The following is a 25,008-nucleotide window of genomic DNA, read 5'->3' on the forward strand; positions in this document are numbered from 1 at the left end:
TAGCTTTCCGTTTTGTATGGACAAGTCAACGTTTCGCCGGATTACGATGTGATCTCGATCACTGGATGAGCGTTGTGACGGAATCGCCATCTATTCACGGAACAAGGGGCAAGAAATGGGCATAAACTGCGCGCCTGTGAGCCTGCCTGTACGTGAACGTTCCCCCCGGCCGGGCGGTGGTCGCCACCGCCGTCCCGTGCCCACCTCCCTGCCGCCGGAAGCCCCCATGCTCGTGCTCGCCACCCCCGGCGACACCGCGGGCGTGGCGGAAGAGATCGCGGCCGTGGTACGCGTCGACAACCCGCAGATCGAGGTGCGGCTGACGAGCGTGGCAGACCTGGCGGACTCCCTGCCCGCCGGCCGCGAAGCCGTCATCGTGCCGCTGCTCACCTGGGAAGACCCGGTCGTCATGGCGGAGATAGGCAAGGCCGTCGTGGCCACGGGCTCCGGGGCCGTGGTGACCGACGCGCTCGGGCCGCACCCGCTGCTGGCCGAGGCGCTGCACATCCGGCTCGCCGAGCGCGGCCTGGCCCGCGTCGACCGCGTACGCCTGCTGAACGTCTCGAGCCCCGTCGACGCCGTCATCCTCGGCACGGTCGGCGGCGAGCGGGCGGTGCGCGCCGTGCAGGCCACCGCGGTGCTGCTGGCCTCCAGGCTCACGCTCCCGGTCGTCGCAGCCTCGCTCGACAGCGACCCCGGCGTGACCGTCGCGGCCCAGCGGTTACGTACGGCGGGCGCCGAACGGCTGGCGATCGCCCCCTGCATGATCGGCCACGAGGCCCCGGCGGGAATCGTCGGGCAGGCCGCCGCGGAGATCAACGCCGGGCACGCGGAGCCGCTCGGCTCACACAGTGCTGTCGCCGAACTTGTCGCGCGAGCTTACGGGAGTCAACTCGCGACTTGACAAGACTTGTAAAGATCACGGAACTCGCGTTACCTTCTGCGCATGCGTCGAGTGGTGTGCAACGGTCAGCGACTCGGCCTCCGTGACGTCACAGAGGCCGACGTGGCCGCCCTGCACGCCATCTACGGCGATCCGACGGTGACGCAGCACATGCCGTTCGCGCCGCGCAGCCTGCGGGAGGTCGCCGGGCTCGTCGACCGGGCCATGGAGGCGGCCTGCGCCGAGCCGCGCCTGCTCTACGTGCTGGCGGTGGTCGACGCCGAGCGCCGCGACCTGATCGGGGTGGCCCGCCTGCACGTCGAGGCCGACCATCCGCACAGCGCGGAGATCGGCTTCGGCCTCCATCCCCACCAGTGGGGGCGCGGGACCGGCACGGACCTCGTACGGCTGCTGCTGTCGTTCGGGTTCAAGCAGCTCGGGCTGCACCGCATCTGGGGCGCCCGCTCTCCGTCCAACCTGCCCGCCCAGCTCGCGATGCTGACGGCGGGCATGGTGGAGGAGGGCCGCATCCGGCACCACGTGCACACGCCGCACGGGTGGCGCGACTCGATCGTGCACTCGGCGATCGAGGACGAGTGGACGGAGCGCTAGGCGCGCCGGCCTTCGAGGACCATGGCGGCGACCCGCTCGACGCCGGCGCGCGTGCCGTCCACTCCGAAGTCCTCCACTCGCGCCCTGTCAAGGATCCGCAGTAATTCCCCGGCCCTTTTGAGGTGCCAGTCAAGTCTTCGCGGCGTATGGGCGGCCCGGCGGAACGCCGACACCGCGGGCCGCGGTGTGGCGGGGACGAGGATTGTCGGTCGGGCACCCTACGATGAGGCTCCTCACGGAGGGATGGTCCTATGCGCGACTCGCTGATCGTGCCCCTGTTCGTCACGACGGACCTGCCGCCCGAGGCGGAGCTGGCCGAGTTCGGGGAGTTGCTCGCCGAGACGGCGCGCGTGCTCGGCCACGAGGGCGCCGGCTATGAGGCGTTCCTCGCGGGCAAGGTCTTCTGGCTGGACCGGCCCGTGCTGCCCGAGCAGCACCCGGCGGCCGAGGTGGAGCTGCGCTTCGCCGGGATGCTGGGCTACCTCGCCGCCTCCGGTCCGGGTCACACGGCGCGGGAGGTGGTCTGCGACGTGCGGGAGGCGATCGGCGAGGCCGTGGCCGGGCGCTACGGCGACGTGGGCGTGGCTCCGGCCGTGTTCGCGATCCGCGACCAGGACATACGCGAGCGCACCCCCGACTCCGCCCTCTACGTCGACACGCGTGACGCGGCGGCCGAGCTGGTGAGCGCGACCAAGGCCTACCTTTAAGGCCATCCCGTAAATCGGGATAGTCCGGCTGGCGGTTGCGGCTGTCCGGCGTGGATCCTGGGTGCGGGTCTCCTACGCGGCCGCGTTCACCGCATCGGTGTCGGGGAGCCGACGCTTCGCCGGAGCGCGAGCGTGGCCACGGCCACCGCCTGCAGTGCCGCGCCCGCCAGCAGGGACGCGGTGGGCGAGTACGCCGCCAGCGGGCCGGCCAGCGCCGACCCGAGCGCGAACGAGGTGATCTTCAAGCTGGCGCCGGTGGTGAACACCTGGGCGCGCAGGCGGGCGGGCGCTTCGCGATGCCGTACCGAGAACAACGCGGTCAGCTGCGGCCCTTCGCCCGCCCCGGCCACGGCCGCGGCCACCACGGCGACCCAGAACGACCCGGCCACGGCCGCCAGCGCCATCCCCGCGCCGAGCACCGCCGTCCCCCACACCAGCACCGCGTCCCACCGCCGCACCCGGCCGCGCGCGGCGATCACCGCGTTCGCCGCGAGCCCGCACGCTGCGGTGACGGCCAGGAGCAGCGCGCCGTACGCGCTCTCGCCGGTGAGCCGGGCGCCGAGCACGGGCGCGGACACGACGAGCACGGCCAGCCCCGCACACGAGATCATGGACCCGGCCGTCGCCCGCCGCAGCGCGACGTTCCGGACGATGACAGCGAACCCCGCGACCAGCTCCCCCCAGACAGCACCGACAGGGGCGGCGGGCCTGCTGCGTGATGGCAGAGCCCACGCGATGGGTAGCGCGGCGATGAGCAGCCCGGCGGACACGAGCACCGCGGCCCCGCCGTCGCCCGCGGCCGCCACCACCACCCCCACCACCGCCGGACCGGCCAGCCCGGCCACGTTGTAGCTCATGGAATCGAGCGCGTTCGCCCGGCCCAACCGCTCCGGCCCGGCCACCAGGGGCAGCTGCGCCGTCCAGCCGCCGGTGAGCGCGGGCCCCAGCAGGCCGGTCGCCATGGCCATCGCGACCAGGGCCGCGTCAGGAGCCCAGCCCAGGCCGTACAGGACCAGCAGCAGCCCGGCCGCGTACCCGGACAGGCACCACGCCAGCAGGCGCCCTGGCCGCCGGGCCCGATCGAGCAGCACCCCGAGCAGCGGCCCGCCGGCCGCGGCCGAGACGGTCAGCCCGGCCAGCAGCCAGGACGCCACCAGGGGAGAGCCCGTGACGGCCAGCCCGGCGATCAGCAGGGCGGGCCCCGACATCTCGTCACCGGCGCGGGCGGCGACGGCACCTGCCATGTAACGGGATAACACCCATAAGACGTTACAGGAGAACGCGGGCCGACGTTAGATGCGGCACACTGAGGGAAAGGTCCTCTTGAGCTGGGAAGTCGCCCCGCGCCGCCCTCGGCTCGGGGCAGGCGAGGGGATCAGGCCCGGCCTGTACGGACTGCGTGCCGCACAGGCCGGGCCTCGCCGCTCATGCGGAGCTGGTGATGACCGCGAAGCGGGCGCCGTACGGGTCGGAGAGGAACGACATGCGCCCGACCCCCTCCACGCTCAGCGCAGGAGCCTGCACCGTGCCGCCGAGCTGCTGCGCGATCGCCACCGTGGCGTCGCAGTCGGGCACCTCGAAGTACGGCAGCCAGTGCGGGCTGTCACCGGGCTCAAGCTGGACGATGCCGGCCATCGACGACGTCTCACCGCCTCCGGCGGGGGTGATCACGGGATAGGACGTGTCGCCCATCGGCATGTCGGCGATGGACCAGCCGAAGACCGCTTCGTAGAAGCGGCGCGCGGTGACGGGATCGGGGACGTAGAGCTCGATCCAGCCGAGCGAGCCTGGGTCCGTGACCAGGTCGAGCCCTTTGTTCGCGCCCGGCTGCCACACGGCGAACCGCGCCCCCGCAGGATCCGCGAACACCGCCATCCGGCCCTGCCCCGCGATGTCGCGCGGCGGGGAGAGGATCGCGCCGCCCGCCTGCTCGATGGTCTTGGCGATGGCGTCGGCGTCCGGTGTCTGGAAGTACGTCAGCCACGCCGCGTCCGGATTGTCCTCGGTGGCCTGGCTGATCCCGGCGACCGTCTTGCCGTCGACCTGGCAGAGACGGTAGTCCCGGTGCTCGGGGCCGAGCGTGATCGACCGCCAGCCGAAGACCCCGGTGTAGAAGGCGTTGGACCGCTCGACGTCGGGGCTGTTGACGTCGATCCAGCAGGGGGTGCCCGATAGGTAGTGGGTGGTGAGCATGGCGTTGCTCCTTCGTGTGACGAAGCGGTGGGTGGCCTCCTCACCTCACGGCGCGGGCTGAGGGCGACGCCACTCGTATCCGGCGATAGACAGACTGGCACGACCCGCCGGCAAAAGCGACCACCACCGCAGTCGAATGCGTGTTTGAACTGTGGCGTAGACTCGGCACCATGACAGCCGCGTTCCAAGCATCTCTGCTGGGTCTCGATGAGGAGCTCGGCGTCGGCCCGCTCGGCGCCGCGGTCCGCAGGGCCCACCTCGGCCACGGCGCCTGGATCGACCTCAGGCTGGGCTGGCTGTCGGGCGCCGACACGCTGTTCGAACGGCTCGCCGAGGCGGTGCCGTGGCAGGCCGAGCGGCGGCGGATGTACGACAGGGTCGTGGACGTGCCCCGGCTGCTCAAGTTCTACGACGAGGACGAGCCCCTGCCGGACCCGGTGCTCGAGGACGCCAAGTGTGCGCTGAACGCCCACTACGGCGAGGAGCTGGGCGAGCCGTTCCGGACGGCCGGGCTCTGCTTCTACCGCGACGGCCGCGACAGCGTGGCGTGGCACGGGGACACGATGGGCCGGGGGAGCACCGAGGACACGATGGTCGCGATCATCTCGGTCGGCGACCCCCGCCCCCTCCTGCTCCGCCCACGAGGCGGCGGCCCCTCGATCCGCCACGACCTCGGCCACGGCGATCTCATCGTGATGGGCGGCAGCTGCCAGCGCACCTGGGAACACGCCATCCCGAAAACGACCCGTCCCACAGGGCCGCGAATCAGCATCCAATTCCGCCCCCGCGACGTCCGCTGACCCCTGAGCCCCGCCGCACAGGCCTGCCGCAGCCGCAGCCCACGCCGGTGTCGCGCTACCTCAGCGTGAGTCTCGCGACGCGGCCCTGCTCGCCCGCAGCCCAGCACCCGCCGTCGTGCGCACACGACACCGTGTCGAACGAGCCGCCGTCGAAGGTCTCCCAGCTCCGCCCGCCCGAGTACGTCACATCGCTCCCGGTCGGCCCCACCGCGACGGCCGCGAACGGCGGGTACGGCAGCCACGTCACCCCTGACCGGTACGCCGGCGGCGAGGTGGCGGCGGCCTGCCAGGTGGCTCCGCCGTCCCCGGTCACCGCGCCCGCGCTGGGCGACTGCTGGTCCGGGCGGAAGTCGCCGCCGACCGCGATGCCCCGGTGCCGGTCGCGGAAGGCCAGGCCGAACACGCCCCGTGCCGGATCCCCGGCTGGGATCGGCGTGTCGGTCACCGTCCACGTACGCCCGCGATCACCCGAGTGGAACACCCGCGACCGCTCCGCCCCGCCGCTGGCCAGCCACACGTCCCGGCCGCCCGCCGTGACCAGGCACTGCCCGCTCGCCGCGAACCCGGCCTCGCCAGGCAGCGCCTCAGGCATGCCGTCGGAGGGCAGCACCCGCCAGCTCCGCCCGCCGTCCTCCGTGGCCAGGATCCGGAACCTGCCGTCCACCGGATCGCTCATGGCCAGCCCGTGCCGCCGGTCGAAGAACGCCAGGCAGTCGTAGAACGCCCGTGGCTCGTCGTTCCTGAACGTCTCCGCCCAGGTACGCCCACCGTCCTCGGTGCGGTAGACCCGCGAGTCCGCGCCCTCGCCGATGGACAGCGCCACGGCCCGGCGCGCGTCGAACGCCTCGATGTCGCGGAATTGGAGCTCCGTGGTGCCGGGCGGTGAGACGTTCTGCCAGCTCCGCCCGCCGTCCACGGTCCTCAGCACCGTACCGCCCGAGCCGGAGGCCCACACCACGTCGCGGCTGACGGGCGACAGGCCGCGCAGACGCGCCGTCACCCCGGTCTCCTTGAGCTCCCAGCCGAGTCCCGGCGGGCCGGCGTGGGCGGGGGTCGGGGCCGTCACGGCTGCGAGCACGAAGGCCGCTGACAGCCCGCTCAACACGATACGAAGCTTCATGTCGGGCAAACTAACCCAAAGGATCAACGCCGTCCATGGCTGGACTTCTCGGGCACGCCCCACGCTGACGGCCCGCCCAGGTGTCAGGTGGGCGGCCCGTCCAACTGCGCGAGCCGGGTGGGCGGCCCGTTCACAGCGCCAGTCAGGCGGCCTGGCGGGCCGATCCCCAGGACAGCAAGGCCCCGGCCGTCGTGAAGCGGCGGCTGGAGACCGACTCGCCGAGCAGTACGCCGACCAGTCGCCGCCCATCCCGCTCGCCCGCGAACGCCAGGCAGAACCCGGCCGCCCGCGTGAAACCGGTCTTCAGCCCGATCGTCCCCGGCGTGCTCAGGAGCCGGTTGGTGTTGCGCCAGCTGTACGAGCGGTGCTCATCGGTGGCGTCGAGCGAGTGGTACCGGGTGCCGGCCGCCTGCTTGATCTGCGGGACCTGCAGCGCCTTGGCGGCCAGCACGGCCTGGTCCCGCGCCGTGGAGTAGCCGTCGCCGCCCGGCGTGGGCAGGCCGTCGGCGTTGACGTATTCGGTGTCCTTCATGCCCAGCTCGCGCGCGGTCGCGTTCATCTTGGCGACGAAGCCGTCGACGCCGGGCCCGTACGTGCGGGCCAGCGCGTGGGCGGCGTCGGCCCCCGAGGGCAGCATCAGGCCGTAGAGGAGCTCGCCCACCGTGAGACGGTCGCCGGCGCGCAGGTCTGCGGTGGTGCCACCGCCGTCCTCGGCGTATGCGACGTCGGCGGCCCGGATCTGGACCACGTCCGTCGGCTTGGCGTTCTTCAGTACGACATATGCCGTCATCGTCTTGGTGAGGCTGGCGATCGGCATGCGCTCGGCGCCGTCCTTTTCGAACAGCACTTCGCCGGACGAGGCGTCCATCAGATAGGCCGCCCGGCCGTACACCGCGGGCGCGTCAAGAGCGGCGGAGGCGGCGGCAAGCGGAGCCGGCGCGTCCGCGTACGCGGGCACGGCGACCCCCGTGACCAGGGCAAAGGCGCCGGCCAGCACGGCCAGGCGGGCTTTCTGGATACACATGGGCCCAGGCTGCCGCGCCTTTGGGGGTGCTTTTGCCGAAATAAGCGACACTTCACGGCAAATGGCCCAATAACGCCGATATGGTCGGAGATTTCGCCAGGTAAATCTTTTCAGGAATGTCCGAAACTATGTCACCAGCAGGAACATCCCTACCAGCGTCACCGAGGGCTCCAGAAGTTGTCCACCACGCGCTCCCCCTGCAGCAGCTCCGAGAACAGGTCCTCCCACATCGGCATCACCAGCTCCGGCGCGTACGCCCGCGACGTCTTCACCGCCTCCTTGCCCATCCGCACCCGCAGCTCCCGGTCCGCGATGACCTGCTTCAGCGCGGCGGCCAGCGCGTCCACGTCCCTGGGCCGCACGAGCACCCCGTCCACGCCGTCGGTCAGCACGTCGCGCGGCCCGGTCGGGCAGTCGAACGCGACCACGGGCAGTCCGTGCGTCATGGCCTCGATCATCACCATCGGCAGGCCCTCGAACCGCGAGCTCAGCGCGTACACGGAGGAGTCGGTCAGCTCCTTCTCCAGCCGGTCGGTACGCCCCGGCAGCTCCACGTGGTCGCGCAGCCCGTACTGCTCGACGAGCCCGGTGAGCTGCCCCTTGCGCGGCCCGGTGCCGAAGATGCGCAGCCGCCATTCCGGATGCTCGGCCACCACCTGCGCGAAGGCCGGGACGAGAAAGTCGAACCCCTTCTGCGGCACCAGCCGCCCGGCCGCGATCACGACGGGGTTCACCTGCTTGGAACGCTCCTGCTCGACCTTGTGGACGGCGTTCGGGATCTGCACGATCGGGGTCTTGGGCAGCAGCCGCTGGTATTCGAGCTGGTTCGTCCGCGTCAGCACGGTGATCGCGGCGAACCGCCCGTAGTAGCGGGCGATCTGCCTGCGGATGGTCTCGGGGTAGGCCGACAGGTTCATGTGCTCCTGGGCGACCCTGATGACGTTCTTGGGGGCACGGCGGGCGGAGATCAGGTTCAGCGCGGGCCGCGTGGTGACCAGGACGCCGTCGCGCAGCTTGGAGACGTACTCCATCGCGGCCCACTCCACCCGCTCGGTGAAGTAGTCGGCCGCGAACTCCCCGCGTGGCACGAGCTTCCCGCGTACCCTGCGCCAGGCCTTGCGCCCGATCGAGTCGGGCTGCCTGCCGGCCCGCTGGTCCACCAGCGTGGTGATCGTGATCTTGGGGTCCAGCGAGAACTGGGGGGTGTCGCGCCGCCGCACGAGGCTGACCAGCTCGACGTCGTGTCCCGCCGCGGCCATCGCGTTCGCCTGGTTGACGACCGTGCGGATGGTGCCGCCCATGCCGTAGGCGTGCAGCATGAGATAGCGGATCTTCACGGGATGTACCCCCAGGTCCGGCTGATGGGCTTCAGCGTGTCCGGGATCTGGTCCTCGCTGGGAAGCTCGCGGGCCGGCTGGACGGTGCCGGATCGGATCTTGTCGCGCCAGTCCCCGAGCCCCTTCTCCAGGACGGGCTGCTTGCCGTACGAGAGCATCTCGGGCTCCCACTCCAGGGCCAGGAACGCGCAGATCTCGCGGGTGATCCGCTCCGGCTCGGCGCTGAGCTCCTCGTATTTGACGGTCAGGCCGGGCAGCGCCTTCCTGGCCCGCTGGACGGCCTTCATGTACCGCAGCGCGTCCAGCGCGGCGTCGTCCGGAGTGCGCTTGTCCGGGCTGGCCTCGTGCCAGGACGTGGCGATCGACGCGGGGTGGCGCAGCAGGAAGATGAAGCGCGCGTCCGGCCAGCACGTGGCGATGCGCTGGTAGGCGAAGGCGTTCGCAGGCGTCTTGTCCACGATGTACCGCTTCCCGCTGCGAACCAGCTCCCGATGCAGGACGCGGTCCCACAGCAGATGCTCCAGATCGGCTTGGTTGTGCCCGAGCGCTGCCATCGCCTTCGAGGCCAGATTCGTGTCGAACTGCACCCGAAGACGCCGTACGTGCAGCTCATGGGGAGCGTGCAGGGCCGAGTGGGCGTTCAGTATCGAGCGCAGAAGCGTCGAGCCGGACCGGACGGGGGACAGGAGGAACACAGGGGCTTCGAGCAGCCGGTCGGTTAGCGGATCCGCGGGCGGTCTGATCTCGGGAACGGGCGGGGGAGACGGCTCTTTCCCTATCCGTTCGATCTGGAATCCGGTGAACCTGACCAGCGCTTTGTTCACCTTACGCTGCCAGTTCATGCCGAGGCAGACTACCGTCCGTTCCTGGTAATTCGCTGGCAACGATACGAGACGCGCATTCAGGTTGCGGCCGCTGGCGGGGTGTTTCCGCGCCAGGATCGGGTGCGCCGGCCGGACGCCGCGGATCGGGCTGCCGCCGCGCCGGACACGCCCGGCGAATTGGACCTGGCGCCCGAGGGTGGGCATAGGGGTGGCCCATGATCCAAACGGGTAGTCTTGATCCCATGGCCCGGGCGAATCTTCTGGTGATCTACACCGCTAGGATCGAGGAGTGCCGGGCGTTCTACGCCTCCCTCGGCCTGGACTTCCGCGCTGAGCAGCACCGCGACGGCCCGACGCACTACGCGGCCACGCTGGGCGACGGGCTCGTCGTGGAGTTCTACCCGGCCACCGGCTGCGGGGAGACCGGGGCGCTGCGGCTCGGGTTCGAGGTGGCCGCCCTCCCGGACCACCCGCCGGGACGGCGCGTGCTGCGCGACCCGGACGGCCGCGCGGTGGAGGTGCGCGTACGCGGCTGAGGCGAGGGGAGATCGGCGTGGACGAGGCACGCCTGCCGGGCGAGACGGTCCTCGGCATGGTGGCCGGTCGGCTGTCGGCCGCGACGGGCAGGCCCTGGCAGATCCGGGACGGCCTGGCCAAGGGCCCCGGCACGGTCGGCGTGGTGCTGCGCGACGACCACGCGGGCGGCCCCGCCCATCTCGACCTCGACTTCGTGCTCGACGTCGACCGCCCCGAGGACACCACGATCACCGACTGCGTGGTCGGGTACGGCGCCACCACCGAGGAGGCCGTCGACCGCGCCGTACAGGTATGGCTGGACACCACCGCCAGCGCGGTCCTCGAGCTCCTCACCCAGGACGGCTCGTTCGCCGGGCACTTCGGCCCCGCCGACCCGGACGGCTTCCCCGGATGGCACGCCGTCCACGGCGGCATCACCGGCTGGGGCACCGGCGACGACCACGACGCCGTCCAGCGGTGGGCCGTGCGGCACGTGCTGCTCCCGCACCTGGCGCCCGCGCTGAAGGGCACGTTCGGCCGCGCCCGCCTGAACGGCGTCAAGGCGTTCTTCGGCGGCGGCGAGGGCAGCGAGACCGCCGAGATCCGGGTCAACGGCGACTACCACGAGGCGGGGTCGCGAGCGCTGGCCGACCTCGACTGGCCGCGCCCCGCGAACGGCGTGTCCTACGCCCGCACGTTCATGCTGCTGGTCCACGACGAGACCGGGTGAACACAGGCGGTGAAAGTTTCAGCGTCGATTGACACCCTTCACGTGAGCGTTAACAATCGCGGAATCCCACGGAAGCAAGGAAGCTGAACAACAACTGCCAGCAGTGGTCACTGCGGCCGGTATGAGGTGGAGCAACGCCGGCCCCGCGTCCACAGGGAAAACTGATCGCGCGCTCACCCCCTTGGCCTGTTAGCGTTACCGCCAAGGGGGGTGAGCCGGGGTGAAATCCAGGGACGGCAGGCCTGCGGTGCTGACGGACGTCGCCGTCCTCGCCGGCGTCTCCACGATGACCGTCTCGCGGGTGCTCAACGCGCCCGAACGGGTCCGGGCCGAGACCAGGGCCCGCGTGCTGGCCGCCGTAAAGGAGCTCGACTACCGGCCCAACCAGGCCGCCCGCCAGCTCGTCACCGGCCGCTCGGGCGTGCTCGGCGTGGTCAGCATCGACACCACGCTCTACGGCCCGGCCTCCACGCTCTACTGCATCGAGCAGGCCGCCAGGCACGCCGGCTACAACGTCAGCATCGCCAGCCTCAGCTCGCTCAACCGCCGGTCGATGGAGGAGGGCCTGCAGCGGTTGCGCGCCCAGGCCGTCGACGGCGTGATCATCGTCGCCCCGCACGAGTCGGCGGCCGACGGCCTGCGCCACCTGCCGCCCGAGATGCCGGTGGTCGCGGTGGACGCGGGCGACGACATCCCCGTGCCCGTGGCCAAGGTCCACCAGCGGGCCGGCGCCGTCCGAGCGACCAGGCACCTGCTCAGCCTCGGCCACGAGACCGTCTGGCACGTGGCAGGGCCGGCCGACTGGCTCGACGCCAACGACCGCATCGAGGGCTGGCGCGAGGTGCTGGAGTCCGCCGGGCGGCCGGTGCCCGAGGTCTTGCGCGGCGACTGGAGCTCGCGCTCCGGCTATCGGCTCGGCCGCAGCCTCGCCGAGGATCCCGAGGTCACCGCCGTGTTCGCGGCCAACGACCAGATGGCGCTCGGCGTGCTGCGGGCGCTGCGCGAGGCGGGGCGGCGCGTCCCCGAGGACGTGAGCGTGGCCGGGTTCGACGACATCCCCGAGGCCGCCTACTTCTGGCCGCCGCTGACGACGGTGCGGCAGGACTTCGGGGAGGTCGGCAGGTACGCGTTCCACATGCTGCTGGACCGGATGGCGGGCGCCGAGCCGGGCGCGCGGCGCCTGGTGGAGCCGGAGCTCGTCGTCCGGGAGAGCACCGGCGCCGCCCCCAAGCCCGCTTCGTAGGGACGGCATCGGCGCTGCGCCCGAGACCCGCTTCGCAGGGACGGCATCGGCGCCGTGCCCGAGAACCCTTGGCGGGGACGGCATCGGCGCCGTGCCCGAGATCAGCTCATGAGGATCAGGCGAGCCTGATCACGTTCCACGACACCGGCGGCAGCAGGACCCGCATCGGGTCGTGCTCGACGTCCGCGTTCGGCCGGGGCGCGATCCGGTCGGGGTCGTCGGCCGTGTTGCGGGCGTAGACGTCCGGGTCCGTCAGCGTCGTGGCCTCGACGATGCGGGCCGGAGCTCGGCCGCCGAGCGCCCGGGCGTCGATCTCCAGGGAGAGCGGCCGGTCGGCCGAGCGGTTCACCGCGAACAGGGTCGTGCCCTCCTCGGAGTGCGTGGCCACCGCGTGCAGCAGCGGCACCTCGCCGTACTCGGCCGTCTCGTACGACGGTGAGACCGGCTCGATCCGCAGCACGTCGCCCGCCGCGTGCCTGGACGCCTGCGCGAACGGATGGAACGTGGTCTGCTTCCACGCCCGCCCGCCGGGCTCGGTCATGATCGGCGCGATCACGTTCACCAGTTGGGCCAGGGAGGCGGCGGTCACCCGGTCGCTGTTGCGCAGCAGCGTGATCAGCAGGCCGCCGAAGGCGACCGCGTCGGCCAGGTGGTAGTGGTCCTCCAGCAGCGGCGGCGCGACCGGCCAGTCCGTGCGGGGCTCGGCGTTCTGGAAGCGTGACAGGTACCAGATGTTCCACTCGTCGAAGGAGATGTCGATCTTCTTGCGCGACTTGAGCCGGGCCCCGACGTGGTCGGCGGTGGCCACGACCGAGGAGATGAAGTACTCCATGTCGGTCGAGCAGGCCAGAAAGCTGCCGAGGTCGCCGTCCTTCTCCTCGTAGTAGGCGTGGCAGGAGATGTAGTCCACCACGTCGTACGCCTCCTCCAGCACCGTGGCCTCCCACGCGCCGAAGGTCGGCATGCCGGAGCCCGAGCTGCCGCAGGCGACCAGCTCCAGCCCGGGGTCCACCATGCGCATGGCGCGGGCGGTCTCGGCGGCGAGCCGGCCGTACTCGTGGGCCGTCTTGTGGCCGGTCTGCCAGGGGCCGTCCATCTCGTTGCCCAGGCACCACATCCTGATCCCGTGCGGCTCCTTGGCGCCGCCCGCGACGCGCAGGTCGGACAGCGTGGTGCCGGACGGGTGGTTGCAGTACTCCAGCAGGTCGAGGGCCGCCTCGATGCCGCGGGTGCCGAGGTTGATCGCCATCATCGGCTCCACGTCGGCCTTGCGGCACCAGCGCATGAACTCGTCGACGCCGACCTCGTTCGTCTCGGTGCTGTGCCAGGCCAGGTCCAGCCGGCGCGGCCGCTCGGACTTGGGCCCGACGCCGTCTTCCCAGCGGTAGCCGGAGACGAAGTTGCCGCCGGGGTAACGGGCCGTGGACACGCCCAGTTCCCTCGTCAGGTCCAGCACGTCGCGGCGGAAGCCGTCCTCGTCGGCCGAGTCGTGGCCGGGCTCGTAGATTCCGGTGTAAACGCATCGCCCGAGGTGTTCGACGAACGTGCCGAAGGTGCGCCGGCGTACCGGAGCGACCTTGAACGCGGGATCGATCGTGAGTTTGGCCTGATGCACGAAGGTGACTCCTGTTTCGCGGGCGTTACGTCGTTCCAGATTGTTAGCGTTATCAGCGGATCAGGTCAAGGGGCGTGCGGGCTCCACAGGCCACAAGCGAGCGCTTGACCACGGGTCTTGACACACTTGGTGTTACCGCTAACACTCGGGTAACCCCAACGAAACACGGGGTCCCGTACGGCGACCGCCGCTACCCGGGAGGCTCGCCCCGCCTCCCGGCGCCCGTCGCCCGGAGGCCCGTTCATGGCTGCCCTGGACCGTCTCTTTGTTAACGAGAACACGTGACAACTCGCGAGAACACGGCCAACCGATAGCTCGGTGAAGGAAGAGGCCACTGTGCAAGGTCCCCCTCACATCACCCGCCGGAATCTCCTCGGTGGCAGTCTGGCACTCGTCGGCGCCGCCGCCACGGGCTGCGCCATCCCGGTGGGGCTCGGCTCGTCCCAGACCCGCGTCCAGTACTGGCACTTCCTCGGTGCGAGCGACGGCATCATCATGAACCAGATGGTCAAGGCGTTCGCCAAGGACAACCCCGGCATCTTCGTCGAGGAGAACGTGCTCGCCTGGGGCGAGCCGTACTACACGAAGATCGCGATGGCCGGCTCCGGCGGCCGCTCGCCCGACCTGGCCACCTTCCACCTGGCCCGGCTCGCCGGGATCGGCGCCGGCGCGATCCTCGACCCCATCGACGTGAAACTCCTGGAGGAGACCGGCCTGCGCGCCGCCGACTTCAGCCCGCCGATCTGGGAGCGCGCCCACCTCGACGGCGTCCTGTACGCGATCCCGTTCGACGCCCACCCGATGGTGCAGTACTACAACACCGACATCTGCGGCACGGCCGGGTCCTGTTCGCCATCATCGTCATCGTCTCCCTGGCACAGCTCCGGCTGTTCCGCAAGCGCGCGGAGGGCTCGTCATGACCAAGCGGTTCAGCTTCAGCCAGCTCATCCTGCTGATCGTGGCGCTGGTGCTGGCGGCGATCTGGCTCGCGCCCATCGCCTGGGCGGTGGCCACCTCGCTCAAACCCGAGGACGAGACCACGATCATCCCGCTGCAGTGGATCGGCAGCGAGATCACCTTCGACTCCTACGCGCTGGTCCTGGAGACCGGCGGCATCGTCAAGTGGGCGATCAACTCGACGGTCACCGCGGTGATCGTCACGTTCCTGACCGTGCTGTTCTCGGCGATGGCGGCGTACGGGTTCGCGCGCACGCAGTTCCGCGGCCAGCGGGTGCTGCTCGCTGTCATCCTGGCCGGCATCATGGTGCCGCCGCACGTCCTGATCGCGCCGCTGTTCGCGGAGATGGTCGCGCTCGGACCGGTCGACACCTGGTGGGCGATCATCCTGCCGCAGGTGGCCGCGCCCCTGATCGTCTTCATCCTGTACAAGTTCTTCCAGGACGTGCCGCCCGAGCTGGAGCAGGCCGCGTTCGTGGACGGGGCGGGGCGCTGGCGGGTGTTCTTCACGATCGTGCTGCCGCTGTCGCGGCCCGTGCTGGCCGCGGTGTCGATCTTCACGTTCATCACGACGTGGAACAACTTCCTCTGGCCGTTCCTCGTCTCCACCGACCCGAACACGATGACGCTGCCGGTGGGCCTGGCGAACGTCGTCCAGGGCACCTTCGGCCTGCGGTACGCCCAGATCATGGCCTCCGTCGTCCTGGCCGGCCTGCCGCTGCTCGTGGTCTTCGTCATGTTCCAGCGGCAGATCGTCCGCGGCGTCGCCCACACCGGCCTCGCCGGGCAGTGACGAGCTGCCCCAAGTAGCCCGCCGTCCGGCGGCGAGCGGTAGCGCCGGCAGGCCGGCCGCGAACCCGCCCGCCGCCGGCCCGCCCGGACAGCCCCCGCGCCGGCCCCTGGTCAGAAGCCCGAGCGGGCCTCCTGGTGGGCGGGCTACTCCGCTCTTTCCCCGACCTTGGAAGTCAGGGCTGCGGTCCCGGACGCGCCCGGCAGGCCCCGTGCACCCGTCCAGGCGAGCGCGGTGGACAGCGCCCAGAGCACCGCGCACTGGGCGCAGACCATCGTCCACGAGGCGCCCTCGGGAAGGTTGCCGAGCAGCGGCAGCCGCACCGTCAGCAGGAGCAGCCCGGTGGCCGTCATGGCCAGCGCCCATGACGGGGAGCTCCGGCGGGCGAGTACAACCACGGCGCCCGCGGCCCACACGAGGATCGTCGTGCCGAAGCCCAGCCACAGGTAGAGCCAGTCCAGGTTGTACGGTCGCAGGGCGACGACCAGCCAGGTGCCGCCCAGCACCGCCAGGCCGGCGGCCGCCGGTGACAGGGTGGCCGCCCACGACCGGCGTCGCGGCGTGATATCGCTGTGGAAGCCCATCAGGAGCGCGATCACCGGCGCCGCCGTGAACACCAGGGTCGCGGGTTCCGACAGCGGCCGGTCGGTCAGGGGCCCGGCCAGGATCATCGGGATCAGCGTGTAGATCAGTGTGGGTGACACGCCGATCATGGCCGTGACCTTCGCCGTCCTGACATGGCCGCGCATGATCGCCACGAATGCGACGACCGAGCAGAGGCCCGCCGCGGAGACGACGATCGACACCAGCCGTTCGACGGAGCCTGGCAGGCCCGTCAACGCGACGTCCGTGCCGAACGCCAGCGCGTAACCCCAGTGCAGGAGCTGGTTGACGCTGCCCACGGCCTGATAGCCCAGTCCGAGCAGCGCCACGAGCCGGACGGCCTCGCCCCAGGCGACGAAGCGCGGAGAAGCTCCCGCGCCGCCGAGGCGCACCCGCAAGGATAGAGACAGCACGCTGGCGATCTCGCCCCACCGGGGCTGCGGGTTCGCCTCGTCGGGCACCTCGCCCGACAGCTCCATGAACGCGTCCACCATCTCCTCCTCGCGCTCGGCGCGGTAATAGGCCGGCAACAGGCGCAGGACGGAGCGGTAGCGCTGTTCGAGCAGGCTCATGCGGCGCCTCCGGCCGTCCTGGCCCGCAGGCGGGCGGTGGCGGTCTCGGCGGCGGCGGCCATCCTGGCGGCCTCTTCCCTGAGCGCCTTGGCGCCATCATCGGTCAGCCGGTAGTAGCGCCGCAGCCGCCCTTGCTGGGCCTCCTCCCGGTCGAGTTCGACCAGGCCGGTGGCCGAGAGCCGGTCGAGCACGCCGTAAAGGGTGCCGATCTTGAGTTGAACGTGTCCCACGGACAGCCGATCGACCTCCTGAACGATCCCATAGCCGTGCCGGGGCTCGTCCACCAGCGCGGTCATTGCCAGGAACATGGGCTCAGTAATGTTCACCCATCCAGGATATCCTATTACACAAGATATCGTCAGAGATGCTGCGAGGACATTGACACCACCTCGCCGGTCAGCACAGTCGCTGGTTTGCCCTCTACACCCCTACATGCGCGGTTACAGCCCCGCAGCGCCTGGCGGCTGCCGAGCCGCCGCCGGCGGCTGTCATGATCGAGTGAGGTTCCGTTCGATCGCCTGCCGAGCCACCTCCAGGATGGCGGCCCGGCTGGGGACCGGCATCGCTGGAGCGGTCGCGGTATGCGCGGCGGGTTCGGCGCCGCCGGAGCCGTCCAGCGGCGCGATCACCGGGGCGGGCTACGCCCCCACGCTGGCGGTGGGAGATGGCCTGTACGGGTACGCGGAGAACGCCGAGTACGATCGGCTCATCGCGACATGCTCCGTTCGCACTATCCCCCCGGCATGGCTGCAACAGGTCCGCGCAGGGGGGACCATCACCACCCCCATGTCCGGATGGATGGGCGAGACCGCGTTCGCTCACCTCGGGTCGCCCAGCTCGGGTCGCCCAGCTCGCCGTTCCACAAGCGCAGGTTTCCTGGGGCGAAGACGCCACGTTCCTGGTCGATGTCGGCACCGGCTCGCGAGCCGATACACGGCCGGACCCCGCAGGCGGGTGGACAGTGCACCAGCACGGGCCGATTCGCCTGTGGGATGCGGTGGAGAAAGCCATCGAGACATGGCAGGAAGCCGGACGGCCGCACCAATCCGGCTTCGGCTGACCGTAACGCCCGAGAGGCAATCGGTGTGGCTTGGCGAGCCTGACGGGCCTTTCTGGGAGTTGCCTGCGTAGGCCGCGGGCGCCCTTGTTGAACGGGTTTGCCGGAGGCGCTCGTCCGTCGGCGTTCGCCGGGGCGTCGGCTCGGCGTCATCGGGCGGTGTCCGGCGGCTGCTAGAGATTCGCCCATGCGCAAATCTCTGTTTCTGGCCGCCCTCATCACCGCGTCGCTGGCCGTGCCGTCCGGCCCGGCGCACGCCGACTCCGGGCCCGCCGTCACGTTCGCCCTGATCGGCGACACCCCGTACGGCGACGCCCAGCAGGCCGCGTTCCCGAGCCTGGTCGAGTCCATCGACGCGGATGCCGACGTGCGCTTCGTCCTGCACGCAGGCGACGTCAAGAACGGCTCCTCCACCTGTGACGACGCCCGCTTCGAGACGTTGGCAGGGCTGTTCGGCACGTTCGACGACCCGTTCGTGCTGACTCCCGGCGACAACGAGTGGACCGACTGCCACCGCACCGCCGCCGGCGGCTACCTCCCCACCGAGCGGCTAGAGGCGGTCCGCCGCGTCTTCTATCCCGTCGCGGGACGTACCCTCGGCGAGCACCCGATGGGCGTGCGTACCCAGGCTCGCGATCCTCGCCACCGTGACTACCGCGAGAACGTGCTCTTCACCCGGGCCCGCGTGGTCTTCGCCGCGGTCCACGTGGTCGGCAGCGAGAACGACCTGGCCCCGTGGAGCCAGCTGCCCGGCGGCGACCGGCCTGAGGAGCGCCTGGCCGAGTTCGAGGCGCGCAAGGCCGCCGCGCTGGACTGGATCGACCACACCTTCTCCGTCGCCCGGCGGACGCAGGCGCCAGGCGTCCTGCTGCTGATGCAGGCCGAGCCCCTGACCACACCGGGATTCGCCGAGATCAGAGCCCGCATCGTGGAGCGGGCGCGGGCGTACGGCAAGCCGGTCGTGCTCGCGCACGGCGACGAGCACGTCTACGAGGTGGAGCCCGGCTACGCCGGGGTGTCCAACCTGACCCGCCTGGAAACGTACGGCGACACGGCCGCCCACTGGCTCCGTGTCACCGCCGATCCCATGTCACCCGCCGTCTTCTCGTGGCAGCCGCAAACCGTGGCGGCCGGCTGACGACGGTACTGGGATATGAACCGGTGACCCTCTGCCGTACCAGTGCTCATCCTGCCACCTCGCTGCCGTCCTTCCTGGCCGGGCTCAAGCAGGGCTGGGCCTTCGCGTGGCGGTCGCTGATGGCCGGCGAGCTGCTGGTCATCATCGCCAACCACGCCTCACTCGGCGAGCAGCGGCACTACGCGCGCGAGCTGGCCGACTCCGCGGGCCTGCTCGCCACGATGACCGTCATCCTGGTCATCGGCATCGTGGTGGACCGCGTCTTCGGCGCCGCGGACCAAGCGCTGCGCCGCCGCTGGGGTCTGCACCAGGTGAGCACCTGACCCGACGGCTCGCCGACCAGATCACCCTCGCCGACATCGCCCGCGGGTCAGGAGGCGCCCCGTGATCCCGCCCGCACGGTCACGCCGGCGGATCTTCCGCCTGCGCGTGGCCCGCACCTGGTCCCGGTAGCAGCTCGACATCGGCCGGGCCCAGCGAGGCCCCGCACCGGTCGCACGTGAGCGCGGGGGTCAGAGCGCCGCCGCAGCCCCGGTGGCGGGTGAGCAGGGGCGGGCCGTCGGGCGCGAGATGGCGGTCCCCCCACATGATCAACGACATGATCGTTGGCCAGAGGTCCAGCCCCTTGCGGGTGGGCACGTACTCGTGCCGCGCGGGCCTGGTCTGGTAGAGCTGCTTTTCCAGCAGGCCGTGCTCGCAGAGCCTGGTCAGCCGGTCGGTGAGGACGTTGCGGGCGACTCCCAGGCCGGCCTGGAAGTCGTCGAACCGCCGGGTGCCGCGCAGCGCGTCGCGGATCACCAGCAGCGTCCACCGGTCGCCCACCACCTCCAGGGTTCGGGCGACCGAGCAGATCTGGCCTTGGTAATGACGGTTGAGCACATCTCCAACTTACTGAGCGGCCGGCACTTCGAGTCCGGCCAGTTCCGTGTAGACGATGAACTGGAACGGGGCCAGCTGCTGGTACCGCTCGATCAGACGGTAGAGCGCGAGTCCGCGCCCGGCCACTGCACGGCTTCGGTGAGCGCTTCGAGTTCGGGATCGTGGGTCATACGGCGGTCCTCTCCAGTGATGAGCCGGTACGGCTGCCGCCGAGTGCTGTGCTGATGGCGGCGGCGGCCAGGCCGGAGATGGCGATGCCGAGCCATACGCGGTGGAAGGCGGCGACGGACACCTGGTCGTCGCCGAGCAGCGCCACGAGGACGGCGATGCCGAGGACGGCTCCGAGCTGACGGAAGCAGGTGACGATGGCCGAGCCGGTGGCGAAGCGCTCGTGGGGCAGCCCGGTGACGGCGGCGGTGACGAGCGAGGGCAGCGAAAGCCCGATCCCGACCCCGCCGACCAGCAGTCCGGGGAGCAGGTCGCGCAGGTAGTCGGGCTCGCTTCCCGTTCTGAGGAACAAGATCAGGGAACCGGCGGCGAACAGCAGGTTTCCCGGCACGGCCACCGCGCGAGCGCCGTACCGGGAGACGAGCCGCCCGGCGATCGGCGCGACGAGCGCGACCATGAGCGGGCCGGGGGTGAGCGACAGCCCGGCGCGTACGACCGAGTAGTGCCACGCGCTCGTGAGGAAGAGCACGTTACACAGGAGCAGCGCGAAGAAGCCCATGCCGAACGCCAGCGTCCCCGCGCTCGCCAGCGAGAACGATCTGATGCGGAACAGGCTCATCTCGATCATCGGCGACGGGTGACGGGCGGAGCGGACCGCGAACCACGGGAGCAGGATGACCGCGGTGACCATGGACGTCAACGTGCCCGCGGAGAGCCAGCCCCAGTCGGGTCCCTTGACGATGGCCAGGGCCAGCGCTCCCACCCCGCCGGCGAGCAGGAGCGCGCCCACCGCGTCCGGCCAGGACGCGGCCCGCTCGTCCTTGTGCTCGCGTAACACGCGGGTGGCGGGCAGCAGGATGGCCGCCCCGATGACGAGGTTGATCAGGAACACCGACCGCCAGCCCTGCCATTCGACGAGCACCCCGCCGAGCGACGGGCCGGCCGCGGCGGCCAGCGCTCCCGTCGCCGTCCAGATGGCCGTCGCCATGGCCCGTTGTCCCTGGGCGAACTCCGGCAGGATGAGCGCCAGGGACGAGGGCATCAGCAGAGCGGCGCCGAGCGCCTGCACCGCGCGCCCGGCGATGAGCATGCCCGGCGAGACGGCCAGCCCGCAGACGATCGACGCCGCCACGAACAGCACCACCCCGGCCAGGAACATCCGCCGCCTGCCGATCCGGTCCGCCAGCCGCCCGGCGGGCACCAGGGCCGCGGCGAACAGCACGTTGTAGGCGTTCAGCACCCACGACAGGTCCGACAGGGAGCCGCCGGCGAACGAGCGGCTGATGGCGGGAAAGGCGATGTTGACGATCGTGACGTCCAGCAACGCCATGAACGCGGCTACGGAAGTGACGATCAGGACCAGCCAGCGTGACTCCACCGCAGCCCCCTAGTGGGTTGTTTGATGCAACCGACCATAGCCAGGTCGGTTTCCTTAAACAACCCACTGGTTCAAGGGCGCGGCCACCAGGCATGATCATTGCACCAAGCGTTTGTTCAAATCGGAGGTCATTCATGCGCTCAACTGGAGTGGCGGCGGCTGCGGTGCTCATCGCGGGTGCGCTGGGCCTGCCGTCGCAGGCTCAGGCGGCGACGGGGTGTGAGTCGCTGGCGGTTCCGGCCGGGTTCGGGATCACATGTCAGAGCGTGACGACACCCCCGTTCCAGCCGAACCTGCGGGATGTCGCCATGACATCGACGGCGATCTACCAGCCCGCCGGGGGTACACCGGAGATCTCCCCGGTCATCAGGTCGTTCACGATCCGGATCTATCTGCCCGATCAGTACAGCGCGACGGCGGCGCCGTACAAGTCGCTGTATTTATTGAACGGCGGCGGCGACAACTTCGATTCCTACACCGTCAAGGGCGACATCGTCTCCATCCTCAAGAACGGTCAGGATCCTTACCAGGTGATCGCGGTCATGCCCACCGGTGGGATGACCGGCTGGTACTCCGACTGGCCCGGGCGGGCCGACGGGTTCTTCGCGCCCAAGTGGGAGACCTTCCACATCAACCAGCTGATCCCATGGGTCGACGCCAACTACAACACGGTCAAGACACGGGACGGCCGGGCGATCGCGGGCATCTCGATGGGCGGCTTGGGCGCGCTGAAGTACGCCGCCGCCCACCCCGGCGTGTTCGGCACGGCCGGCGCGCTCTCGCCGGGCACGGAGCTGCGCAAGCGTGCGGCGCAGGGCATCATCTCCAACGGCTCCTGGGCCTCGGGCGCCGCGATCACCTACCTGGACGCCGCCAACGGCAAGTTCAAGATCAATAAGTATGACGAGAACGGCGTCCTCGTCCTCGACCAGGACGAGCAACTGCTCTACCGGCTCGACCAGATCTTCGGCCCGCACGTCGTGGTCCCGCCCAACGGAACCATGGAGACCATCTACGACTGGCCGCAGGCCAACCCCATGCGCCTGGCCGAACAGGGCAGGTACGCCCCCTACAACCAGCAGCTCGCCCTGTACGCCGGAGGTTGCGAGGAGCTCGCGACGGCGCCGACCGGCACCACGCCCGCCGACCCCGCGTGCGGCTACGACATCGACGCCACCGAGCCGGGCGACCCGCAGAAGGAGGTCGAGGGCGAGCCGATGCTCGGCGCCTACGTCGACGTACTCGACAAGAAGCTGACCGCGCAGGGCATCGTCCACCGCTACTGCTACGGCACCGGCGGGCACGAGTGGGACGACTGGCAGGCCAATTTGAAGGACTTCCTCGCCTACGCCTACAACCGGCCCGCCGTGGGCGCCTGCGTACAGCCCTGAGCTCGCGTACGACAGGCCCGCCCGCGAACCGCACGGTCACGCGGGCGGGTACTTCCAGGGGCTCAGTCCACGGAGGTGTCCCAGGCTGCCTGGGACACCTCCAGGTGCGGGGAGCCGCGCAGGTCACGGAGGATCTCCCGCCACGGGTCCGCCCAGTCAGTGCGGCCTCCGCTCATCTGGGTGAGCGAGAGTGCGAACAGGGCCCCGGCCAGGTCGCCACGATCCGCCAGGCGCCGAGCCGCGGGCAGCGCACCCGCGGGCGGCATCGTCGGCCGCCTGCCGTAGTCGGTGAACAGCTCCGAGACGGCCCGGTCGGCCGTCAGGGCCGCGAGGATCGGCCGGTCCCGGAGCGCGGCCAGGTTCTCGGTGATGGCGGCCACGCGTGCCCGCGCCGGCGTCCGCAGGGCCTCGCCGGGTACGGCGGCGGCCAGCCGGGCGAGGACGTCGAGGGTCTGGAACCGGATCGCCCCGGTCCGCAGCAGCGCCAGGAACACCTCCATGACCTGCTCGCTCGCCTCCGGGTCTGCCACGGCCTCGATGATCTCTTCGAAGCCGCCCCGGTACCAGTGCGCCCACGAGGCGAACGCCTTCGGGCCGATCACCCCCTTACCGCGCAAGTCCGCCCGCGTCACCGCTCTTCGCGAACGACATCGCCCGCCCCGCCTACCGCCGCCGCACGGCTCGCCTGTGGCTCTGCAGGGCATCCCGTACCGGCGTGTCTGCGCCGGTCATTCCGTGCGGTCGCGTTGGGCGGCGTACAGGTCGGTGACGCGGGGAGGCGAGCCATGCTGGACGAGGAGGCTCTCCAGGTCGCCGGTGAAATCCGGGGGGAGCTCGCTGGAGGTGCCGGCGGCGCCCTGGACGGCGACGGTCACGCTGCGGGGCGCGACGTCCGCGACCGTCACGGCGTACGCGCTGCCGCCGGTGATCCGGACGTTCCAGTGCGCGATCCGTGCCCCGAACAGCGGGCCGGACGCGGCCGAGCCGCCGACGCGACCGTTGTTGACCAGGGTGATGTTGGTCCGGGCGTTCTCGAACGGCAGCGCCCGGTGGGTGTCGAAGGTGCCCTCGGCCATCCGGCCGCGCCGCCAGACGTTGCCCGACGACAGGCCCTCCAGGTTGAGGCCGTGGTGGACCGCGCCGGAGGGCACCGGGACGGTGAACGCCTCGATCTCGAAGTCGTCGACGAGGTTGTCGTGCGACTGCATCCGGCAGGCGAAGCTGTGGTGCGCGGCCCGCCCGCCGACGGCGACCCGGGACAGGGTGATCGACTTGGCGTACGTGAAGCCGAAGCCGAGGTCGCAGTTCTCCACGCGCACCTCGCTCGCCCAGCAGTCGTGCACGGCCTGGAAGCACACCCCGTTCGAGCCCGGGTGTTTGTTGTGCGCGGTCATCGCGACCGGCTCGTTGCGGATGGTCAGCTGCTCGACGCCGCTGTCGTGGACGGTCGGCCCGATCGCGCGCAGCCGCGCCGGCCAGCCGGGACGGAGGTCGTACTTGAGCGGCTGGGCCAGGGCGACCAGCCGGTCGCCGAGGATCGCCTCGACTCGGACGGGCCACTGAAGGGAGGCGTACTGGACGTACTGGCCGCCGGAGCCGGTGACGAGCTGCGGTGCCCGGCGTGGCCAGTCGTAGGACCGGGCGCCGGGAACGTCCCCGGCCAGATGCGTCAGCAGGCTCGCGTCCGGCGGGTTGTCGCACTCGAGCATCACCATGTCGCCCGCGCGCAGCCCGCTGGTATCGGAGACCAGGAGCGTCCGCTGGCCGCGGGAGGCGGCGCCGACGTGCGCGAGGGTGTCTCCCAGCAGCCAGCCCTCGGTGCCGGCGAAGTCCTCGGCCTCCGACCGGGCCCGGCGCTCGGCCGCCATGAACCAGATCTGCCCGCCGGTCCACGACCAGCGGCTGTTCCCGTTGGACTGCCGGGCCGGCCGGTAACCGTCGTCCAGCGTCCGGCCGAAGTGCAGCACGGTGGCGTCGCGCCCGGCGCCGCGCAGGACGACGTTGGACCAGTGCATGAAGACCGGCGACAGCAGCAGGTAGGTGCCGCGGGGCACCAGCACCACGCCGCCGCCCCGTTCCCCGGCGGCGCGCAGGGCCGCGTTGAACGCCGGGGCGCAGTCCGTCGTGCCGTCCGCGCGGGCGCCGTGGTCGGTCACGCGGGCCACCACGCGCGGTCGCGGCAGCCTGGCGCCGAGGCGGTAACCCGCGCGGGATATGTCGGGGATCAGCGGGTGGGATCCGGGCGTCTGCGCCCACTGGTCCAGCAGGGCGGCCGACTCGTCCGGGGGCCTGCTCGTCGTGACGGTGCTCAGGGGGCGGCCGTGCGTCCCCTCGGTCATCGCGCGGGCTGGTGCGGCGACCACCGCGGCGGCTCCGCTCACGAGCGCGGGCGCGGCGACGGCCGCCGCCGCGCGGCCAATGAGCGTTCGGCGACTCGGGTTGGCAGGCTCCTGACGCATGGTGCTCCTCGG

General features: G+C 71.0%; 26 protein-coding genes and 1 pseudogene. 13 read left to right on the top strand and 14 right to left on the bottom strand.

Features of this window, described 5'->3' with window-relative positions; all coding sequences use genetic code 11:
- Positions 1-196 precede the first annotated feature (196 nt).
- From EJK15_RS24785 to EJK15_RS24795, 3 genes are all read left to right on the top strand, one after another.
- Positions 197-904 (top strand): sirohydrochlorin chelatase, encoded by a 708-nt coding sequence (locus EJK15_RS24785; RefSeq protein ID WP_240777185.1) that lies wholly within the window; start codon positions 197-199, stop codon positions 902-904.
- A 42-nt stretch (positions 905-946) separates the two neighbouring features.
- Complete coding sequence (locus EJK15_RS24790; protein ID WP_138712854.1) at positions 947-1,495, top strand: GNAT family N-acetyltransferase; 549 nt, start codon at positions 947-949, stop codon at positions 1,493-1,495.
- A gap of 251 nt (positions 1,496-1,746) precedes the next feature.
- Positions 1,747-2,202 (top strand): hypothetical protein, encoded by a 456-nt coding sequence (locus EJK15_RS24795; RefSeq protein WP_138712855.1) that lies wholly within the window; start codon positions 1,747-1,749, stop codon positions 2,200-2,202.
- 86 nt (positions 2,203-2,288) lie between these two features.
- Here the strand turns inward: EJK15_RS24795 and EJK15_RS24800 are convergent, their stop codons facing one another.
- Together EJK15_RS24800 and EJK15_RS24805 are read right to left on the bottom strand one after the other, a co-directional pair.
- A complete protein-coding gene (locus tag EJK15_RS24800; protein ID WP_138712856.1) occupies positions 2,289-3,446 on the bottom strand; it encodes an MFS transporter in 1,158 nt (385 codons plus the stop codon).
- 181 nt (positions 3,447-3,627) lie between these two features.
- Complete coding sequence (locus EJK15_RS24805; protein ID WP_138712857.1) at positions 3,628-4,395, bottom strand: VOC family protein; 768 nt, start codon at positions 4,393-4,395, stop codon at positions 3,628-3,630.
- A gap of 170 nt (positions 4,396-4,565) precedes the next feature.
- Here EJK15_RS24805 and EJK15_RS24810 point away from each other — a divergent pair, with 170 nt between their 5' ends.
- Positions 4,566-5,195: an alpha-ketoglutarate-dependent dioxygenase AlkB gene (locus EJK15_RS24810; protein WP_138712858.1), complete on the top strand. Its 630-nt coding sequence runs from the start codon at positions 4,566-4,568 to the stop codon at positions 5,193-5,195.
- A 55-nt stretch (positions 5,196-5,250) separates the two neighbouring features.
- Here EJK15_RS24810 and EJK15_RS24815 read toward each other — a convergent pair whose 3' ends face one another.
- The 4 genes from EJK15_RS24815 to EJK15_RS24830 all read right to left on the bottom strand — a co-directional run bounded on the left by EJK15_RS24815 (position 5,251) and on the right by EJK15_RS24830 (position 9,518).
- On the bottom strand, positions 5,251-6,315 hold the full coding sequence (locus tag EJK15_RS24815; protein WP_171074513.1) for a WD40/YVTN/BNR-like repeat-containing protein: 1,065 nt from the start codon (positions 6,313-6,315) through the stop codon (positions 5,251-5,253).
- Between the two features lie 142 nt (positions 6,316-6,457).
- On the bottom strand, positions 6,458-7,339 hold the full coding sequence (locus EJK15_RS24820; protein WP_138712859.1) for a D-alanyl-D-alanine carboxypeptidase family protein: 882 nt from the start codon (positions 7,337-7,339) through the stop codon (positions 6,458-6,460).
- Between the two features lie 158 nt (positions 7,340-7,497).
- Entirely contained in the window at positions 7,498-8,676 is a 1,179-nt protein-coding gene (locus tag EJK15_RS24825; RefSeq protein ID WP_138712860.1) for a glycosyltransferase family 4 protein, read from the bottom strand.
- Positions 8,673-9,518: a sulfotransferase family protein gene (locus tag EJK15_RS24830; protein ID WP_138712861.1), complete on the bottom strand. Its 846-nt coding sequence runs from the start codon at positions 9,516-9,518 to the stop codon at positions 8,673-8,675. The genes EJK15_RS24825 and EJK15_RS24830 overlap by 4 nt, the downstream gene beginning before the upstream one ends.
- Before the next feature lie 224 nt (positions 9,519-9,742).
- Here EJK15_RS24830 and EJK15_RS24835 point away from each other — a divergent pair, with 224 nt between their 5' ends.
- From EJK15_RS24835 to EJK15_RS24845, 3 genes are all read left to right on the top strand, one after another.
- Positions 9,743-10,036: a VOC family protein gene (locus EJK15_RS24835; RefSeq protein ID WP_138712862.1), complete on the top strand. Its 294-nt coding sequence runs from the start codon at positions 9,743-9,745 to the stop codon at positions 10,034-10,036.
- 17 nt (positions 10,037-10,053) lie between these two features.
- Entirely contained in the window at positions 10,054-10,746 is a 693-nt protein-coding gene (locus EJK15_RS24840) for a DUF6348 family protein (protein ID WP_138712863.1), read from the top strand.
- A gap of 220 nt (positions 10,747-10,966) precedes the next feature.
- A complete protein-coding gene (locus EJK15_RS24845) occupies positions 10,967-11,989 on the top strand; it encodes a LacI family DNA-binding transcriptional regulator (RefSeq protein ID WP_138712864.1) in 1,023 nt (340 codons plus the stop codon).
- A gap of 115 nt (positions 11,990-12,104) precedes the next feature.
- Here EJK15_RS24845 and arfA read toward each other — a convergent pair whose 3' ends face one another.
- Complete coding sequence (gene arfA / locus EJK15_RS24850) at positions 12,105-13,604, bottom strand: arabinosylfuranosidase ArfA (protein WP_138712865.1); 1,500 nt, start codon at positions 13,602-13,604, stop codon at positions 12,105-12,107.
- 504 nt (positions 13,605-14,108) lie between these two features.
- On the opposite strand from arfA, the pseudogene EJK15_RS74790 reads away from it, so the two are divergent.
- A pseudogene (locus EJK15_RS74790) lies at positions 14,109-14,375 on the top strand (extracellular solute-binding protein); the annotation flags it as partial.
- 145 nt (positions 14,376-14,520) lie between these two features.
- On the top strand, positions 14,521-15,354 hold the full coding sequence (locus tag EJK15_RS24860; RefSeq protein WP_138712866.1) for a carbohydrate ABC transporter permease: 834 nt from the start codon (positions 14,521-14,523) through the stop codon (positions 15,352-15,354).
- 143 nt (positions 15,355-15,497) lie between these two features.
- Here EJK15_RS24860 and EJK15_RS24865 read toward each other — a convergent pair whose 3' ends face one another.
- From EJK15_RS24865 to EJK15_RS74795, 3 genes are all read right to left on the bottom strand, one after another.
- On the bottom strand, positions 15,498-16,526 hold the full coding sequence (locus tag EJK15_RS24865; RefSeq protein WP_138712867.1) for a hypothetical protein: 1,029 nt from the start codon (positions 16,524-16,526) through the stop codon (positions 15,498-15,500).
- A complete protein-coding gene (locus tag EJK15_RS24870; RefSeq protein WP_240777186.1) occupies positions 16,523-16,852 on the bottom strand; it encodes a PadR family transcriptional regulator in 330 nt (109 codons plus the stop codon). Before EJK15_RS24870 ends, EJK15_RS24865 begins: the two co-directional genes overlap by 4 nt.
- A gap of 162 nt (positions 16,853-17,014) precedes the next feature.
- Positions 17,015-17,155, bottom strand: a complete 141-nt coding sequence (locus EJK15_RS74795; RefSeq protein WP_240777187.1) for a hypothetical protein — start codon at positions 17,153-17,155, stop codon at positions 17,015-17,017.
- Between the two features lie 28 nt (positions 17,156-17,183).
- On the opposite strand from EJK15_RS74795, the gene EJK15_RS77685 reads away from it, so the two are divergent.
- From EJK15_RS77685 to EJK15_RS24885, 3 genes are all read left to right on the top strand, one after another.
- The gene (locus EJK15_RS77685) at positions 17,184-17,657 is read left to right on the top strand and encodes a methyltransferase domain-containing protein (protein ID WP_420847085.1); all 474 of its coding nucleotides are present in this window, start codon (positions 17,184-17,186) and stop codon (positions 17,655-17,657) included.
- Positions 17,658-17,770: 113 nt separating this feature from the next.
- Positions 17,771-18,721, top strand: coding sequence for a metallophosphoesterase (locus tag EJK15_RS24880; RefSeq protein WP_138712868.1), 951 nt, complete (start codon positions 17,771-17,773; stop codon positions 18,719-18,721).
- 23 nt (positions 18,722-18,744) lie between these two features.
- On the top strand, positions 18,745-19,044 hold the full coding sequence (locus EJK15_RS24885; protein WP_240777188.1) for a hypothetical protein: 300 nt from the start codon (positions 18,745-18,747) through the stop codon (positions 19,042-19,044).
- A gap of 79 nt (positions 19,045-19,123) precedes the next feature.
- Here EJK15_RS24885 and EJK15_RS24890 read toward each other — a convergent pair whose 3' ends face one another.
- Together EJK15_RS24890 and EJK15_RS24895 are read right to left on the bottom strand one after the other, a co-directional pair.
- A complete protein-coding gene (locus EJK15_RS24890; protein WP_138712869.1) occupies positions 19,124-19,600 on the bottom strand; it encodes a winged helix-turn-helix transcriptional regulator in 477 nt (158 codons plus the stop codon).
- 166 nt (positions 19,601-19,766) lie between these two features.
- A complete protein-coding gene (locus tag EJK15_RS24895) occupies positions 19,767-21,146 on the bottom strand; it encodes a DHA2 family efflux MFS transporter permease subunit (protein ID WP_138712870.1) in 1,380 nt (459 codons plus the stop codon).
- Positions 21,147-21,280: 134 nt separating this feature from the next.
- Here EJK15_RS24895 and EJK15_RS24900 point away from each other — a divergent pair, with 134 nt between their 5' ends.
- Positions 21,281-22,537 (top strand): alpha/beta hydrolase, encoded by a 1,257-nt coding sequence (locus EJK15_RS24900; protein ID WP_171074515.1) that lies wholly within the window; start codon positions 21,281-21,283, stop codon positions 22,535-22,537.
- Positions 22,538-22,599: 62 nt separating this feature from the next.
- Here the strand turns inward: EJK15_RS24900 and EJK15_RS24905 are convergent, their stop codons facing one another.
- Entirely contained in the window at positions 22,600-23,169 is a 570-nt protein-coding gene (locus EJK15_RS24905) for a hypothetical protein (protein WP_138712871.1), read from the bottom strand.
- Between the two features lie 96 nt (positions 23,170-23,265).
- Complete coding sequence (locus EJK15_RS24910) at positions 23,266-24,996, bottom strand: glycosyl hydrolase family 28-related protein (protein ID WP_171074516.1); 1,731 nt, start codon at positions 24,994-24,996, stop codon at positions 23,266-23,268.
- Positions 24,997-25,008: the final 12 nt, after the last annotated feature.

This window comes from Nonomuraea basaltis (assembly GCF_005893125.1).
In the GTDB taxonomy this organism is placed as follows: Bacteria; Actinomycetota; Actinomycetes; order Streptosporangiales; family Streptosporangiaceae; genus Nonomuraea; species Nonomuraea basaltis.